The following is a 14,776-nucleotide window of genomic DNA, read 5'->3' on the forward strand; positions in this document are numbered from 1 at the left end:
GTCCTGCCGGCGGCTAGCGCCCGCCGGACGAGGCGGCCGCGTCCACCGCGAGGACGAGGATGACGATGGTGACGGCGAGGTAGATCAGCGAGATCACGACGCCGGCGATGCCGGTGATGATCGCGGTCAGCGCGAGCCCGCGGGCGCCCGGCTCGCGCCGGCGGCCGAGGAAGCCGAGCACGATCGCGGGGGCCGAGAGGATGAAGCCGAAGCCCCAGGCGAAGATCGAGATCACCAGGCCGACGATGCCGAGGATCATCCCGGTGAGGCTGAGCGTCTTCGGCACCGTCGTGGGCGCCGGGACGTAGGCGTACTGCGGCGGCGCGGCGGTCGGGGCCGGCGGCAGCGGAGTGCCGTAGGCGGGCGGCACGGCGTCGCGGGCACTCGGGCCCGGTGCCGCTGCCGCACCGGAGTGGACGGGCGGGGCCGGGGGCGCCGGCGGCACGGGAGGAGCAGGGGGGACGGGAGGTCCCGGGCGGTCGTCGGACCCGGGCAGGCTGCTGTCGCTCATGAGTCGAAGTCTAGGACGAGGCCCACGGCCGGCTCAGGCCGGCAGGAAGCCGTCCGAGCGCAGCCCGCCGACGAACGCGGAGTAGGCCAGGGCGCCGACCAGCAGCAGGACGAGCGCGAGGTAGCCGAGCAGGAAGCCGGCGATCGCGAGTCCTCGGCCGCGCTGGCCCGAGCGGCGCGCCTGCGCGAAGCCGACGTGACCGAGCACGATCGCGGCGGGCGCGAGGCCGAGGATCCCGCAGATCAGCGCCGCGACGGCGAGACCGTTCAGCGGCGGGCGCGGCGCGGGAGCGTGGCCGAGGGCGCTGCCGTCCTCCGGCGCGGACCCGTATCCCGGCGCGTCGGCCGGTTCCGGCGACGGCGGGCCGGAGGGAGGGGCGAAGCGCGGCGGCGCGGCGGTCGGCCCGGTCGCCGGGTCGCCTGCGGTCTCGTCGGTCACGTCGCCCCTCCTCGAGCTGTGGCCTCCGTCACTCGACGGAGGACGGTCCGGATCAGTAGTTCGCCGTGCCCGCGATGCCTGCGAGGGAGAACAGGGTGACGAAGGCGAAGATCGAGATGATGATCGCGACGAAGCCGATCACCACGGCGGCGATGGCGAGGCCGCGGCCGCGCTCGCCGGTCCGCTTGATCTGCGACAGCGCGATGAAGCCGAGGACGATGCCGACGATCGAGACGAAGAACGACGCGATGAAGCCGATGATCGCCAGGATGTTGTAGCGGTCGGACGCGGGCGTGTACGGAGTGGTCATGGCGGATCCCCCTTGATCAGGAACGAGTGAGTGCGCTCAGAGTGCCAGGGCCGTCGGAGGGCTGTCAAAAGGCTGGGCGGTGCTTGTGCCGGGGCCGGGCGCCGCGGTAGGCGGCCTCAGCGGACCTGGATCTCGGTCACGGGCAGCGTCGAGTCCGCGCCGAAGGAGAGACTCGACGGCGGGCGGCCCGCCTCGATCAGCTGGGCGCCGAGCGCGGCGATCATCGCGCCGTTGTCGGTGCAGAGCGAGAGCGCGGGGATGCGCAGCGCGATCCCGGCTGCTGCGCAGCGCTCCTGGGCGAGCTGCCGGACCCGCGCGTTCGCCACCACTCCCCCGCCCAGCAGCAGCCGCGGCACCCCGCGATCGACGCAGGCGGCGACCGCCTTGGTGAGCAGCACGTCGGCCACCGCCTCGCGGAAGCTCGCGGCGACGTCCGCCACCGGGACCTCCTCGCCCGCGTCCTGCCGCTTCTCCACCCAGCGCGCGACCGCGGTCTTGAGCCCCGAGAAGGAGAAGTCGTAGCGGTGCTTCGCCAGGTCCTTGGGCAGGGTCAGGCCGTGGGGGAACCGGATCGCGCGCGGATCGCCGTCCGCCGCGACGCGGTCGATCTGCGGGCCGCCCGGGTAGGGCAGGCCGAGCACGCGGGCGACCTTGTCGAACGCCTCCCCCGCCGCGTCGTCGATCGTCTCGCCGAGCAGCTCGACGTCCGAGACCAGATCGCGCACGTGCAGGAGCGAGGTGTGCCCGCCGGAGACGAGCAGCGCGATGGTCGGCACCTCGACCGGGCTGCCGTCGCCGCCGTCGGCGCGCATCACGTCCGCACCGACGTGGCCGACGAGGTGGTTGACGGCGTAGAGCGGCTTCCCCAGCGAGACGGCGAGGGCCTTCGCGGCGCCGACGCCGACCATCAGCGCGCCGGAGAGGCCGGGCCCGCTGGTGACGGCGATCGCGTCGAGCTCCTGCAGCGAGACGCCGGCCTCGGCGAGCGCCGAGCGCAGCGTCGGCTCGAGCGCCTCGAGGTGCGCGCGGGCGGCGACCTCGGGCACGACGCCGCCGTAGCGGGCGTGCTCCTCCATCGAGGAGGCGATGGTGTTGGCGAGCAGGGTGGTGCCGCGGACGATGCCGATCCCGGTCTCGTCGCAGCTGGTCTCGATGCCGAGGACGAGCGGGCCGGCGGTCATGACGACTCCTGTCGCGGGGCGGTGATCGGCGCGCGCATCACGAGCGCGTCGACGTTGTCGGGCTGGTAGTAGGCGGGGCGGACGCCGATCTCCTCGAAGCCCTCCGAGCGGTAGAGGGACTGCGCGGCCGGATTGTCGGCGCGCACCTCGAGGAAGACCTCGCGGGCGCCGCGCTCGGCCGCGGTCGCGACGAGGGCGCGCAGCAGCCGGCGGCCGAGGCCCGCGCGGCGAGCGGAGGCGACCACCGCGATCGTCTGCACATCGCCCTCGTGCGCGCCGGGCGGGCAGAGCAGTCCGGCGTAGCCGACGAGCTCGCCCGCGTCCTCGGCGACGAGGTAGCGGGTGTGGCGGCTCCGGATCTCCTCGCGCATCATCGTGCGCGACCAGGCGTCCGAGGTGAACTCCGACTCCTCGATCGCCATGATCGCGTCGAGATCGGCGACCGTCGCCTCGCGGAGCTCGGCGCTCACGCGGTGACCCGCTTCGGGCCGGCCGAGAGCGTGACGTCGGGCGAGCGGAGGTAGAGCGGCTCGTCGGCCGCGGGGGCGCGACCGGCCGCGCGGGTGCGGGCGGCGACCACGCCGAGCTGAGCCGCGGAGACCGACTCGGCCTCGAGGCGGGGCAGCTCGGGGAAGGGCAGCGCGGGCGGCTTGTCGAGGCCGGGGCCCGCGGTGCGGACGGGGACGCCCTGCTCGTCGAGGCCGGCGTAGGCGCTCCAGTACAGCTCGCGGCGGCGCGCGTCGGTGACGACGAGGAAGCCGTCGGGGCGGCCGTGGCGCAGGGCGCCGAGGGCGACCGCGTCGTGCGAGACGACGGGGAGGGTGGGCACGCCGCGACCGAAGGCGAAGGCGCGGGCGGCGGCGATGCCGACCCGCAGGCCGGTGAAGGGGCCGGGGCCCATGCCCACGGCGACGGCCTCGATCGCGTCCGGGCCGATGCCGGCCGCCTCGAGCGCCTCCTGGATCAGCCGGCCGACGACCTCGGCGTGTCGCATCGTGTCCGTCTCGGTGCACTCGGCGCGCACCTCGCCGTCCGCGTCGACGACGGCGACGGAGGTTCCGGACGAGGTGTCGATCGCGAGCAGCACCCGTCCAGGGTACCCGCGGGCGGGCGCACGGCCGCGGGGAGCGAGACCCCACCCGCTCGAGCACGCCGGATCCCGAGACGCCCTCTCCGAGGGCTGCTCGATCAGCAGGCAGACCCTGCTGGATCAGCAGGCAGACCCTGCTGGTCGAGCAGCCGCGCAGCGGCGTATCGAGACCCGCCGTCAGCAGAGCGCTCAGCGCCAGCGCGTCCCGCGGAAGCGCACCGTGCGCGGCTCGATCGGCTCCTCGCCCTCGGGAGTGTCGGAGCCGCCGGTCGGCCGCTCGAGCACGACGTCGAGCCACGACTCCGCGACGCCGTCGAGCAGCCCGGCGCCCCACTCCACCACCACGACCGAGTGCTCGAGGTCGAGGTCGAGGTCGTCCAGCTCCACCGCCGAGCCGACGCGGTAGGCGTCGACGTGCACGAGCGGCGGACCGCCGTGCAGCGGCGGGTGCGTGCGCGCGATCACGAAGGTCGGGCTCGTCACCGGCCCGCGGACGCCGAGGCCGTCGCCGAGCCCGCGGGTGAAGGTCGTCTTGCCCGCGCCGAGCGGCCCGGTCAGGACGAGCAGGTCGCCGGCGCGGAGCACGCGGCCGAGGGAGCGGCCGAGCTCCTCCATCGCCTCCGGGTCCGCGACCTCGACGGTGCGATCGCCGAACCGGTCGCGCTCGGGCTCGTCGCGCTCGGGCTCGTGGCGCTCAGGCTCGTCGCGCTCAGGCACGCGCGCCCCCCGCCGGTCCGCCGACCGCGCGGCGCGGCACGCGGTGCCCGATCCGGGTGACGAGCTCGTAGTTGATCGTCCCGCACCAGCGCGCCCACTCGTCGACGGAGGGCACGCCGGTGGTCGGGTCGCCCCAGAGCGTCACCGCATCGCCGACCGCGACCGGGGCGTCGCCGACGTCGACCACGAACTGGTCCATCGCGACCCGCCCGGCGATGCGGTGCCGGCGCCCGCTGATCGACACCTCGGCGACACCGGAGGCCGCGCGCGGGATCCCGTCGGCGTAGCCGAACGGCACCAGCGCGAGCGTCGTCTCCGCGTCGGTGCGGTGCGCGTAGTCGTAGCTGACCCCCGTGCCCGTCGGCACCCGGCGGACTCCGGCGACGCGCCCCTGCAGGGTCATCGCCGGCACGAGGCCGAGCCCGAGCGAGGTCTCGTCGTCGAACGGCGACAGCCCGTAGACCCCGATGCCGGTGCGCACCATGCCGAGGCGCGTCTCCGGGAGCCGCAGCGCGGCGGCCGTCGCGGCGAGATGCACGAGCGGCGCCGGCGCCCCGTGCGCCCGCAGCACGCCCTCGGCGCGGCCGAGCAGGGCCAGCTGCTCCAGATCGTCCTCGCGGGAGGTGTTGGAGAGGTGCGAGAACAGGCCGGTGAGCGCGAGCGACCCGTGCGCGACGTGCCGGGCGAGCGCCTCCGCGAGGAGCGGCCACTCCGCCTCCGCGGCGCCGTTGCGGCTCAGACCGGTGTCGACCTTGACCTGCACGGCCCCGCGGACCCCGCGGTCCTCGGCGGCCTGGGCGAGCCGGTCGAGCTGCGCGGCGGAGGAGACCGCCACGTCGATCCCGTGCTCGAGCGCGGTGTCGAAGTCCTGCTCGGGGTCGTGCAGCCAGCAGAGCACGGGGGCGAGGATCCCGGCCTCGCGGAGCGCGACCGCCTCGTCGAGATCGGCGGTGCCGAGGGCGTCCGCCCCGCCGGCGAGCGCCGCCTGGGCGACGGGCAGCGCGCCGTGACCGTACGCGTTCGCCTTGACGACCGCCATCAGCCGAGGGGCACCGGTCAGCGCGCGCAGCCGCTCCACGTTCGCGACGACGGCGTCGAGGTCGATCAGTGCCTCGCGGTAGCCCAGCGGCGCGATCACGACTCGGCCACCACGAACGCGCAGGCGACGCCGGCGTCGTGGGTCATCGAGACGTGCACGCGCGCGATGCCCCGGGCCTCGGCGGCCGCGCGGGCCGCGCCGTGCAGGGCGAACGAGGGGTTCCCGTGCTCGTCGCGCTCGACGACCATGTCGTGCCAGCGCGCGCCGGCGGAGTCGCCGAGCGCCTTGATCAGCGCCTCCTTGGCCGCGAACCGGCCGGCCAGCGACGCGATCGGCAGGTCCCGTTCGCTCTCGGCGAACAGCCGCGCCCGGAGTCGCGGGGTGCGGCTGATCGCCCGCTCGAAGCGGGCGAGGTCCACCACGTCCACGCCGATCCCCACGATCACGGCAGGGTCACTCGACCGTGACCGACTTGGCGAGATTGCGCGGCTGGTCGACGTCCAGGCCCTTGGCGGCGGCGAGCTCCATCGCGAACATCTGCAGCGGCGTCACGGCGAGCAGCGGCTCGAACAGCGGGTCGGCGAGCGGGATCGGCACGACCTCGTCGGCGATCTGGATGGCGGCGGTGTCGCCCTGCTCCGCGATCGCGATGACCCGGGCGCCGCGCGCCTTGATCTCCTGGATGTTCGAGATCACCTTGCGCTGCAGCTCGTAGGACTCGCTCGGGCTCGGCACGATCACGAAGACGACCTGGCCCGGCTCGATCAGCGCGATCGGCCCGTGCTTGAGCTCGCCCGCGGCGAAGCCCTCGGCGTGGATGTAGGCGAGCTCCTTGAGCTTCAGCGCGCCCTCGAGGGCGACCGGGTAGCCCACGTGGCGGCCGAGGAAGAGCACCGCGCGGGTGTCCGCCATCCAGCCGGCGAGCTGCGCGATGTCGTCGGAGGCGTCGAGCACCCGGGAGAGCTTCTCCGGGATCGCCGCGAGCTGCGCCGCCTGCGAGGCGATCAGCTCGGCGGAGGCGGCGCCGCGCACCGTGGCCAGGTGCAGGCCGAAGAGGTAGAGCGCCGCGATCTGCGCGACGAACGCCTTCGTCGAGGCGACCGCCACCTCGGGGCCGGCGTGGGTGTAGAGCACCGCGTCCGATTCGCGCGGGATGGTCGCACCCTGGGTGTTGCAGACCGAGAGCGTCTTGGCGCCCTTCTCCCGGGCGTACTTGACCGCCATCAGCGTGTCCATGGTCTCGCCGGACTGGCTGATCGAGACGACGAGCGTGCGCGGGGTCAGCACCGGATCGCGGTAGCGGAACTCGTGGCTCAGCTCGACCTCGACGGGCACGCGCGCCCACTTCTCGATCGCGTACTTGGCGACCATGCCCGAGTAGGCGGCGGTGCCGCAGGCGATGACGGTGATCCGGTCGATGTCGCGGAGCACCTCGCCGAGCGGGTCCAGCTCGGGCAGCACGACCGTGCCGTCGTGCAGGCGGCCGAGGAGGGTGTTCGCGACGGCCTCGGGGCCCTCGCTGATCTCCTTGGCCATGAAGCTCGACCAGCCGCCCTTCTCGGAGGCGGAGGCGTCCCAGGCGATCTCGAACGGCTCGGTCTCGACCGGCGCACCGAAGAAGTCGGTGACGGTGACGGCGTCGGGGGTGATCGTGACGATCTGGTCCTGCCCGATCGCGACCGCGCGACGGGTGAACTCGACGAACGCCGCGACGTCCGAGCCGAGGAAGTTCTCGCCGTCGCCCAGGCCGATCACGAGCGGCGAGTTGCGGCGGGCGCCGACGACGACGCCGGGCTGGTCCTGGTGCAGCGCGAGGAGGGTGAAGGCGCCCTCGAGCCGCGCGACGACGGCCTGGAAGGCGAGCACGAGGTCACCCGTGCGGCGGTGCTCGCGCGCGATCAGGTGCGCGGCGACCTCGGTGTCGGTCTCGCTCTCGAAGACGGCGCCCTCGGCGAGGAGCTCCTCCTTCAGCGGCTGGAAGTTCTCGATGATGCCGTTGTGGATGACGGCGAGTCTCCCGCCGTCGGCGAGGTGCGGGTGCGCGTTGCGGTCGGTCGGGCCGCCGTGCGTCGCCCAGCGGGTGTGCCCGATGCCGGTCGTGCTCGACGAGAGGGGATGCGCCTCGAGATCGTCGACCAGGACGCTGAGCTTGCCGGAGCGCTTGCGGCTGTCGATCCGGCCGTCGGCGTCGATGACGGCCACTCCGGCGGAGTCGTACCCGCGGTACTCCAGTCGCTTCAGGCCCCCGAGCAGGACGGGCAGGCTGTCGCGCGCGCCGACGTATCCAACGATTCCACACATGCGCTCGATCCTAATCGCGCGCGGGGGCGCTCCCGCGGCGACGGAGCCGACCCGGCGCGGCCGCTAGGATCGTGCAGATGTCGTCGACTGCTCGCGAGCCCGGGCGCGAGGCGCACCCCTCTCCGTTCGTCGAGATCGTGCGCTCCGACTGGGCCGAGCTGGCGCGGAGCACCGAGCTGCCGCTGACCGAGACCGAGGTCGTGCAGCTGCGCGGACTGGGCGATCGCCTCAGCCTCGCCGAGGTCGCCGAGGTCTACCTGCCGCTCTCCCGCCTGCTGACCCTCTACGCCGGCGGCGCGCGCCAGCTGCATCGGGCGACGAGCACCTTCCTCGGCGAGCGCTCGCAGCCCACCCCGTTCGTGATCGGCGTCGCCGGCTCGGTCGCCGTCGGCAAGTCGACCATCGCGCGACTGCTCCGCGAGCTGCTCGCCCGCTGGGACGACACTCCGCGCGTCGAGCTGGTGACCACCGACGGCTTCCTGCTGCCCAACGCCGAGCTCGAGCGCCGCGGGCTGATGAGCCGCAAGGGCTTCCCGGAGTCGTACGACCGCCGCGCGCTGCTGCGCTTCGTCTCGGAGGTGAAGGGCGGGGCCGCCGAGGTGCGGGCGCCGTTCTACTCGCACCTCTCCTACGACATCGTCCGCGACGCGGAGATCGTCGTCCGCCGCCCGGACGTGCTCATCGTCGAGGGACTGAACGTGCTGCAGCCGCCGGTGCCCGGCACCGGGCTCGCCGTCAGCGACCTGTTCGACTTCACCGTCTACGTCGACGCGCGCACGAGCGACATCGCCCGCTGGTACGAGGAGCGCTTCCTCGCCCTGCAGCAGGGCGCGTTCGCGAGCCCGAACTCGTACTTCCACCGCTACGCGTCGCTGACCCCGGACGAGGCGCGCGCCCGCGCCCGCAGCATCTGGTCCTCCATCAACGAGCCGAACCTGGTGCAGAACGTCCGGCCGACGCGCTCGCGCGCGAGCCTGGTCCTGCGCAAGCAGGCCGACCACACCGTCTCCTCGGTGCTCCTCCGCAAGATCTGACGCGGAGTCGCCGGCGGTCGACCCGCTGACGACAGCGGGTCTCGATACGCGCCTCCGGCGCTACTCGACCAGCATGGAAGGCGCCGACCTTCACCCGGTGAGCGGGCGCCGTTCATGCTGATCGAGTAGCCCGCGGAGCGGGCGTATCGAGATCCACCCGGCTCAGCGGGTGAGGCCGCTAGGACGAGACGCGCAGCCGCTCCAGCACCACGGCGGCGAGCGACTCCGCCAGCCGGTCGGCGGTCTCCTGCGTGGTCGCCTCGACCATCACACGCACCATCGGCTCGGTGCCGGAGGGGCGGAGCAGCACGCGCCCGCCGCTGCCGAGCTCGGTCTCGGCCGTCGCGATGGCGGCCGCGATCACGGCGTCGTCGTGCACGCCCTCGCGGTCGACACCGCGGACGTTGACGAGCGTCTGCGGGAAGACGCGCATGACCGAGGCGAGCTCGGCGAGGGTCTTCCCGGTTCGCGCCATCTCCGCGGCCAGCTGCAGGCCGGTGAGCACTCCGTCGCCGGTGGTCGCGAAGCGGCTCATGATGACGTGGCCGGACTGCTCGCCGCCGAGCGAGTAACCGCCGTCGTTCATCGCCTCGAGCACGTAGCGGTCACCCACGCCGGTCTCGATCACGCGGATCCCGGCGTCGGCCATCGCGGTCTTGAGGCCGAGGTTGCTCATCACGGTGGCGACGAGCACGTTGTCGCGCAGGACGCCGCGCCGCGCCATCGACGTCGCCAGGATCGCCATGATCATGTCGCCGTCCACGACGCGCCCCTCGGCGTCGACCGCGAGGCAGCGGTCCGCGTCGCCGTCGTGCGCGATGCCGATGTCGGCGCCCGCCTCGCGGACCGCCTCGGCGACGTGGTCGAGGTGGGTCGAGCCCACCCCGTCGTTGATGTTGACGCCGTCGGGATCGTTGCCGATCACGGTGACGGTCGCCCCGGCGTCGGTGAAGACCTCGGGCGAGATGCCGGCCGCGGCGCCGTGCGCGCAGTCGATGACGACGTGCAGCCCGTCGAGCCGGGTGCTGCCGAGCGAGCCGAGCAGGTGGAGGACGTAGCGGTCCTCCGCGTCGGCGAAGCGGCGGATGCGGCCCACGTCGGGGCCGAGCGGGGTGAGCGGCGGGACGCCGAGAGCCGCCTCGATGCGGTTCTCCAGCTCGTCCGGCAGCTTGCGGCCACCGGCCGCGAAGAACTTGATGCCGTTGTCGGCGGCGGGGTTGTGCGACGCCGAGATCATCACGCCGAAATCGGCGCTCTCATCGGCGATGAGGTACGCAGCGGCCGGCGTCGGGATCACTCCCGCGTCGAGCACGTCGACGCCGGCGCTGGCCAGACCGGCCGCGACGGCGGCGGCGATGAACTGGCCCGAGATCCGCGGATCGCGGGCGAGCACGGCGAGGGGCCGTCGGCCCTCCGCCCGGGCGGCCGCACCGAGTACACGGGCGGCCGCCTGAGCGAGGCCGAGGGCCAGGTCGGCCGTGACGTCGCGATTCGCGAGGCCACGGACACCATCTGTTCCGAACAGGCGCGGCATGATGCCAGTCCCCTCCTGAAGCTGCTGATCGACGGCCGCAGGGGCCGCAGCGACTAGCGCTTCGAGAACTGGGACGCCTTGCGGGCCTTCTTGAGACCGGCCTTCTTGCGCTCGATGACGCGAGCGTCGCGGGTGAGGAAGCCGGCCTTCTTGAGGATGGCGCGGTTGTTCTCGCGGTCGATCTCGTTGAGCGCGCGCGCGATGGCGAGGCGGAGCGCGCCGGCCTGGCCGGAGGGGCCGCCGCCGGTGATCTTCGCGACGACGTCGTACGAGCCGAGGAGGTCGAGGACCTTGAACGGGTCGTTGATCAGCTGCTGGTGCAGCTTGTTCGGGAAGTACTCCGCGAACTCGCGGGCGTTCACGGTCAGGCTGCCGGAGCCCGGGACCAGGCGCACGCGGGCGATGGCCTGCTTGCGACGGCCCACGGCTGCGCCGGAGACGTTGAGGACGGCGCGGGGCGTCGTGGACGCCTCGGTGGCCGGGCTTTCGGTGGAGTAGCTCTCGGGAGCCACGTCGATCTGGTCTGCGATCTTCGCCACGGTGTAGGTGATCCTTTGTCTTCGAAGTCTGGGGTGTCGGGGAGGGCCGGAGCCTACTGGGCGACCTGGGTGAAGGCGTACGCCTTGGGCTGCTGAGCCGCGTGAGGGTGCTCGGTGCCCGTGTAGACCTTCAGCTTGCGCAGCTGCGCACGACCGAGGGAGTTCTTGGGGAGCATTCCGCGGATGGCCTTCTCGACGGCGCGGATCGGGTTCTTCTCGAGGAGCTCGGCGTACGTGGTGGCCGTGAGGCCGCCCGGGTAGCCGGAGTGGCGGTACGCCTTCTTCTGGAGGAGCTTCTGGCCGGTGAGGGCCACCTTCTCGGCGTTGACGATGATGACGAAGTCGCCCATGTCCATGTGCGGCGCGAACGTCGGCTTGTGCTTGCCGCGCAGGAGCGCCGCGGCGTGGGTGGCCAGACGGCCGAGCACGACGTCGGACGCGTCGATGACGATCCAGTCGTGCTGGACGTCAGCCGGCTTCGGAGAAAAAGTGCGAGTCACGTGAGTGCTGCTTTCTGATCGGAGTGAGGAGTTCGTGAATCCCGCTCCGTGGCCGTTCGACCCGCGAGGGGGACGAACCGATCCGGTGGAGGGCTCAACTTCGGGTGCCGGCACAGGGCCGAGAGCACCAAGGGTCGAGGCTACAGCAATCCGGCCACGAGGGGAAGCGCGCGGAGGCGCTCCCGCGACGGCCGCTCAGTCGTCGTCCTCGCCCGGGGACTCCGCCGGCAGGGTCCGCTTCACCCGGGTGAGCACCGCGCGCTCGGCCAGCTCGGCCTCCGCCGGGTAGTCGACCTCGCGGAGGATCAGGCCGCGGGCCGGCATCACGGCGAAGGCGTTCGTGCGCCGGGCGGCGTCCCGCAGCAGCGGGAGCTCACCCGCCTCGAGCTTCCCGATCCCCACGGCGACGCAGGACCCGACGAGCGCCCGCACCATGCTGTGGCAGAAGGCGTCGGCGCGCAGGTGCGCGTGCAGCACGCCGTCGGCGTCCCGCTCCCAGGTGAAGTCGAGAAGGCTGCGGATCGTGGTGGCGCCGACACGGGCCCGGCAGAACGAGGCGTAGTCGTGCAGGCCGAGGAGGGACTCCGCCGCACCCGTCATGGCGCTCTCGTCCACCGCCTCGTTGATCCAGGTGGTGAAGCCGCGCTCCAGCGGGCGGCGGAGGGACGAGCGATCGGCCAGGCGGTACTCGTAGCGGCGCCAGCGGGCCGAGAAGCGCGCGTCGAAGCCCTCCGGCGCCGGCGAGACCCGGTGCACCGACAGGTCGGAGTACTGCCCGAGGATCCCCTGGAGCTTGCGCTGCAGCACGACCTCGGGGGCGACCCGCTCGGTGCCGGCCCGCGGGCGGCCGTTCAGCCGGGACCACTGCTCGGGAGTGAGATCCAGGTGCGCCACCTGCGCGCTCGCGTGCACCCCGGCGTCGGTGCGCCCCGCGACCGTGACGACGATCCGCTCCTCGGAGCGCAGCAGCGTCCGGAGCGCGTCCTCGAGGACGCCCTGCACGGTGCGCAGGCCCGGCTGCAGCGCCCAGCCGGCGAAGTGGGTCCCGTCGTAGGCCAGATCGAGGCGGAGGCGGTGGAGCACCCGACGAGTCTAGGTCGTCCCCGCGGGCCGCCAGGAGCGCCGGCTCAGCCCGCCGCCTCAGCCCGCCGACAGCGGCACGCCGAGCGAGCCGAGGACAGCGACCGCCCAGTCCGCGAGCACGTCCTGCTCCCCCACGTACGACTGCACGTGCAGCTCGTAGCCGCTCGCGAGCACGGCGAGCTCCGACGGCGCGCCCGTCGAGCCCTCCAGGCGGTACGCCGCCTCCCCGAGCGGAGCGGAGACGGCGCCCACGGCCTCTCCGGCGCCGACGAAGGTTTCGGCGAGGCGCGCGGGGCCGACGGTCACGACGACCGCTGACGGATTCCCGGCGATGCCGTAGGAGCACACGTCGCCGGACTGCACGAGCTCCACCGTGCCGGCCGGCAGCCCGGCGCCGGCCTCGACCGTGGCGGCGGGAAGAGCGGTGCCGCAGTCGAGGGCTGCGGCCTCGGTGGGAGCGACGGTCGGCTCGGCGGTCGGCTCCGGAGTCTCGGCCTCGGCCGTGACGGCCGGCGCGGCCGCACTCCCGTCCGCCGACGTCGCCGACTCCGGCACGTCGATGACCGGGCCGGAGGCGCAGCCGGTCAGGAGGGCCGCGGCGGCGACCAGGAGGATCGGGTGGTGCAGGCGCACGGGGCTCCTTCGGAGGTGGACGGGCGGGGCCGTCGTCGACCCGCCGTCCGGGCGGTCACGCCAGCGTAAGCGACATCCCGCGCCACCCCGGAACGACGAGAGCCCCCCGCCCGGTGGGGGCGGAGGGCTCTCGAGCAGGGCGCGGGACTACTTGGTCGCGCTGCCGCTCTCGACGGGAGCGTCCTCGACGGGCGCGTCCTGCACGGTCGCGTCGGCGGTGGCCGCCTCGTCCGCGGTCACGTCGCCGGCAGCGGCGTCCTCGGCGGGAGCGTCCTCGACGACGGTCTCGTCCTCGACCGGAGCCGAGACGGGAGCGGCCGTGGTGCGCGACTTCTTGACCTTCGGCGTCACGGGCTCCAGGACGAGCTCGATGACGGCCATGGGCGCGTTGTCGCCCTTGCGGGGGCCGATCTTCGTGATGCGGGTGTAGCCGCCCTCACGCTCGGCGACGAGCGGCGCGATCTCGGTGAAGAGCTCGTGCACGACGCTCTTGTCGCCGATCGTCGCGAGGACGCGGCGGCGAGCGTGCAGGTCGCCGCGCTTCGCGAACGTCACCAGACGCTCGGCGAGGGGACGCAGGCGCTTGGCCTTGGTCTCGGTCGTCTTGATGCTCTTGTGCGTGAACAGGGCCGCGGCCAGGTTCGCGAGCAGCAGACGCTCGTGTGCGGGACCGCCTCCGAGGCGGGGGCCCTTCGTGGGCTTGGGCATGTCTTTACTCCAGTACTAAAGGGGTGTCAGAAGGTCGAACGCCGGAGCGGAGACCTAGATGCTCTCGTCGTCGTAGCTGTAGAAGTGGGCGCCGTCGAACCCGGGGACCGAGTCCTTCAGCGACAGGCCCAGCTCCGTCAGCTTCTCCTTGACCTCATCCACCGACTTCTGACCGAAGTTGCGGATGTTCATGAGCTGCGTCTCCGAGAGGGCGACGAGCTCGTTGACGTTGTTGATGCCCTCGCGCTTGAGGCAGTTGTAGCTGCGCACCGAGAGGTCGAGGTCCTCGATGGGCATGGACAGCTCGGTCGAGAGGACCGCGTCGACCGGCGCGGGGCCGATCTCGATGCCCTCGGCCGCGTTGTTCAGCTCGCGGGCGAGACCGAACAGCTCGGTGAGCGTGCGACCGGCGGAGGCGATGGCGTCGCGCGGCGTGATGGCCGGCTTCGACTCCACGTCGACGACCAGGCGGTCGAAGTCGGTGCGCTCGCCGGCACGGGTGGCCTCGACGCGGTAGGTGACCTTGAGCACGGGCGAGTAGATCGAGTCGACCGGGATCTGGCCGGCCTCGGAGAACTCGCTGCGGTTCTGGGTCGCCGAGACGTAGCCGCGGCCGCGCTCGATGGTGAGCTCGAGCTCGAACTTCGCCTTGTCGTTCAGGGTCGCGATGACGAGGTCCGGGTTGTGGATCTCGACACCGGCCGGAGCCGAGATGTCGGCGGCGGTGACCTGGCCGGCGCCCTGCTTGCGCAGGTAGGCGGTGATCGGCTCGTCGTGCTCGGAGGAGACGACGAGTCCCTTGATGTTCAGGATGATCTCGGTGACGTCCTCGCGGACGCCCGGGACCGTCGTGAACTCGTGCAGCACTCCGTCGATCCGGATGCTGGTGACAGCGGCGCCGGGGATGGAGGACAGCAGGGTGCGACGCAGCGAGTTGCCGAGCGTGTAGCCGAAGCCGGGCTCGAGGGGCTCGATGACGAAGCGGGAACGGAACTCCGAGATGTTCTCCTCGGTGAGCGTCGGACGCTGTGCGATAAGCACTGTTGATTCCTTTCGATCACGTGTCCGCTATATGACACGTGCGTTTGCGAGGTCTGAAGTTGTGAAAGAAATACGCGATCCGCCGGCCGGCCTCACGCCTCGCTCAGGAGCGGTGCG

18 protein-coding genes are annotated in these 14,776 nt (G+C 72.9%); 1 reads left to right on the forward strand and 17 read right to left on the reverse strand.

What is annotated here, in order from left to right:
* Nucleotides 1-13 precede the first annotated feature (13 nt).
* The 10 genes from GSU72_RS15055 to glmS form a co-directional block, all read right to left on the reverse strand.
* A complete protein-coding gene (locus GSU72_RS15055) occupies nucleotides 14-511 on the reverse strand; it encodes a DUF4190 domain-containing protein (RefSeq protein ID WP_159985780.1) in 498 nt (165 codons plus the stop codon).
* A gap of 33 nt (nucleotides 512-544) precedes the next feature.
* Nucleotides 545-949: a DUF4190 domain-containing protein gene (locus GSU72_RS15060; RefSeq protein WP_159985781.1), complete on the reverse strand. Its 405-nt coding sequence runs from the start codon at nucleotides 947-949 to the stop codon at nucleotides 545-547.
* 52 nt (nucleotides 950-1,001) lie between these two features.
* A complete protein-coding gene (locus GSU72_RS15065) occupies nucleotides 1,002-1,259 on the reverse strand; it encodes a DUF4190 domain-containing protein (protein ID WP_159985782.1) in 258 nt (85 codons plus the stop codon).
* A gap of 116 nt (nucleotides 1,260-1,375) precedes the next feature.
* Complete coding sequence (gene tsaD / locus GSU72_RS15070; protein WP_159985783.1) at nucleotides 1,376-2,440, reverse strand: tRNA (adenosine(37)-N6)-threonylcarbamoyltransferase complex transferase subunit TsaD; 1,065 nt, start codon at nucleotides 2,438-2,440, stop codon at nucleotides 1,376-1,378.
* Nucleotides 2,437-2,910, reverse strand: coding sequence for a ribosomal protein S18-alanine N-acetyltransferase (rimI, locus tag GSU72_RS15075; protein ID WP_244255839.1), 474 nt, complete (start codon nucleotides 2,908-2,910; stop codon nucleotides 2,437-2,439). The genes tsaD and rimI overlap by 4 nt, the downstream gene beginning before the upstream one ends.
* Nucleotides 2,907-3,527 (reverse strand): tRNA (adenosine(37)-N6)-threonylcarbamoyltransferase complex dimerization subunit type 1 TsaB, encoded by a 621-nt coding sequence (tsaB, locus tag GSU72_RS15080; RefSeq protein ID WP_159985784.1) that lies wholly within the window; start codon nucleotides 3,525-3,527, stop codon nucleotides 2,907-2,909. The genes rimI and tsaB overlap by 4 nt, the downstream gene beginning before the upstream one ends.
* 192 nt (nucleotides 3,528-3,719) lie before the next feature.
* Nucleotides 3,720-4,247, reverse strand: a complete 528-nt coding sequence (tsaE, locus tag GSU72_RS15085; RefSeq protein WP_279631681.1) for a tRNA (adenosine(37)-N6)-threonylcarbamoyltransferase complex ATPase subunit type 1 TsaE — start codon at nucleotides 4,245-4,247, stop codon at nucleotides 3,720-3,722.
* Nucleotides 4,240-5,385 carry an alanine racemase gene (alr, locus tag GSU72_RS15090; RefSeq protein ID WP_159985785.1) on the reverse strand — a complete coding sequence of 382 codons (1,146 nt, stop codon included), beginning with the start codon at nucleotides 5,383-5,385 and terminating at the stop codon, nucleotides 4,240-4,242. Before alr ends, tsaE begins: the two co-directional genes overlap by 8 nt.
* The gene (locus GSU72_RS15095; RefSeq protein ID WP_159985786.1) at nucleotides 5,382-5,732 is read right to left on the reverse strand and encodes a holo-ACP synthase; all 351 of its coding nucleotides are present in this window, start codon (nucleotides 5,730-5,732) and stop codon (nucleotides 5,382-5,384) included. Before GSU72_RS15095 ends, alr begins: the two co-directional genes overlap by 4 nt.
* 7 nt (nucleotides 5,733-5,739) lie before the next feature.
* The gene (gene glmS, locus GSU72_RS15100; protein ID WP_159985787.1) at nucleotides 5,740-7,587 is read right to left on the reverse strand and encodes a glutamine--fructose-6-phosphate transaminase (isomerizing); all 1,848 of its coding nucleotides are present in this window, start codon (nucleotides 7,585-7,587) and stop codon (nucleotides 5,740-5,742) included.
* 77 nt (nucleotides 7,588-7,664) lie between these two features.
* On the opposite strand from glmS, the gene coaA reads away from it, so the two are divergent.
* Entirely contained in the window at nucleotides 7,665-8,621 is a 957-nt protein-coding gene (coaA, locus tag GSU72_RS15105) for a type I pantothenate kinase (RefSeq protein WP_159985788.1), read from the forward strand.
* A 178-nt stretch (nucleotides 8,622-8,799) separates the two neighbouring features.
* On the opposite strand, the gene glmM is transcribed toward coaA, so the two are convergent.
* The 7 genes from glmM to GSU72_RS15140 all read right to left on the reverse strand — a co-directional run bounded on the left by glmM (nucleotide 8,800) and on the right by GSU72_RS15140 (nucleotide 14,659).
* A complete protein-coding gene (glmM, locus tag GSU72_RS15110; protein ID WP_159985789.1) occupies nucleotides 8,800-10,155 on the reverse strand; it encodes a phosphoglucosamine mutase in 1,356 nt (451 codons plus the stop codon).
* 53 nt (nucleotides 10,156-10,208) lie between these two features.
* Nucleotides 10,209-10,694, reverse strand: a complete 486-nt coding sequence (gene rpsI, locus GSU72_RS15115; protein WP_159985790.1) for a 30S ribosomal protein S9 — start codon at nucleotides 10,692-10,694, stop codon at nucleotides 10,209-10,211.
* 53 nt (nucleotides 10,695-10,747) lie between these two features.
* The gene (gene rplM, locus GSU72_RS15120; RefSeq protein WP_123445074.1) at nucleotides 10,748-11,194 is read right to left on the reverse strand and encodes a 50S ribosomal protein L13; all 447 of its coding nucleotides are present in this window, start codon (nucleotides 11,192-11,194) and stop codon (nucleotides 10,748-10,750) included.
* 195 nt (nucleotides 11,195-11,389) lie between these two features.
* Complete coding sequence (locus GSU72_RS15125; protein WP_159985791.1) at nucleotides 11,390-12,277, reverse strand: tRNA pseudouridine synthase A; 888 nt, start codon at nucleotides 12,275-12,277, stop codon at nucleotides 11,390-11,392.
* Nucleotides 12,278-12,334: 57 nt separating this feature from the next.
* On the reverse strand, nucleotides 12,335-12,910 hold the full coding sequence (locus GSU72_RS15130) for a hypothetical protein (RefSeq protein ID WP_159985792.1): 576 nt from the start codon (nucleotides 12,908-12,910) through the stop codon (nucleotides 12,335-12,337).
* A 147-nt stretch (nucleotides 12,911-13,057) separates the two neighbouring features.
* A complete protein-coding gene (gene rplQ / locus GSU72_RS15135) occupies nucleotides 13,058-13,618 on the reverse strand; it encodes a 50S ribosomal protein L17 (protein ID WP_159985793.1) in 561 nt (186 codons plus the stop codon).
* A gap of 54 nt (nucleotides 13,619-13,672) precedes the next feature.
* Nucleotides 13,673-14,659, reverse strand: a complete 987-nt coding sequence (locus tag GSU72_RS15140; protein ID WP_123445069.1) for a DNA-directed RNA polymerase subunit alpha — start codon at nucleotides 14,657-14,659, stop codon at nucleotides 13,673-13,675.
* Nucleotides 14,660-14,776: the final 117 nt, after the last annotated feature.

Source organism: Rathayibacter sp. VKM Ac-2760 (assembly GCF_009834185.1).
Taxonomy (GTDB): domain Bacteria; phylum Actinomycetota; class Actinomycetes; order Actinomycetales; family Microbacteriaceae; genus Rathayibacter.

Bases quoted from the DNA above. Each gene is read 5' to 3' on its own strand.
- GSU72_RS15055 (WP_159985780.1), bottom strand. From the start codon at position 511: ATGAGCGACAGCAGCCTGCCCGGGTCCGACGACCGCCCGGGACCTCCC.
- GSU72_RS15065 (WP_159985782.1), bottom strand. From the start codon at position 1,259: ATGACCACTCCGTACACGCCCGCGTCCGACCGCTACAACATCCTGGCG.
- tsaD (WP_159985783.1), bottom strand. From the start codon at position 2,440: ATGACCGCCGGCCCGCTCGTCCTCGGCATCGAGACCAGCTGCGACGAG.
- glmS (WP_159985787.1), bottom strand. From the start codon at position 7,587: ATGTGTGGAATCGTTGGATACGTCGGCGCGCGCGACAGCCTGCCCGTC.
- coaA (WP_159985788.1), top strand. From the start codon at position 7,665: ATGTCGTCGACTGCTCGCGAGCCCGGGCGCGAGGCGCACCCCTCTCCG.
- glmM (WP_159985789.1), bottom strand. From the start codon at position 10,155: ATGCCGCGCCTGTTCGGAACAGATGGTGTCCGTGGCCTCGCGAATCGC.
- rplQ (WP_159985793.1), bottom strand. From the start codon at position 13,618: ATGCCCAAGCCCACGAAGGGCCCCCGCCTCGGAGGCGGTCCCGCACAC.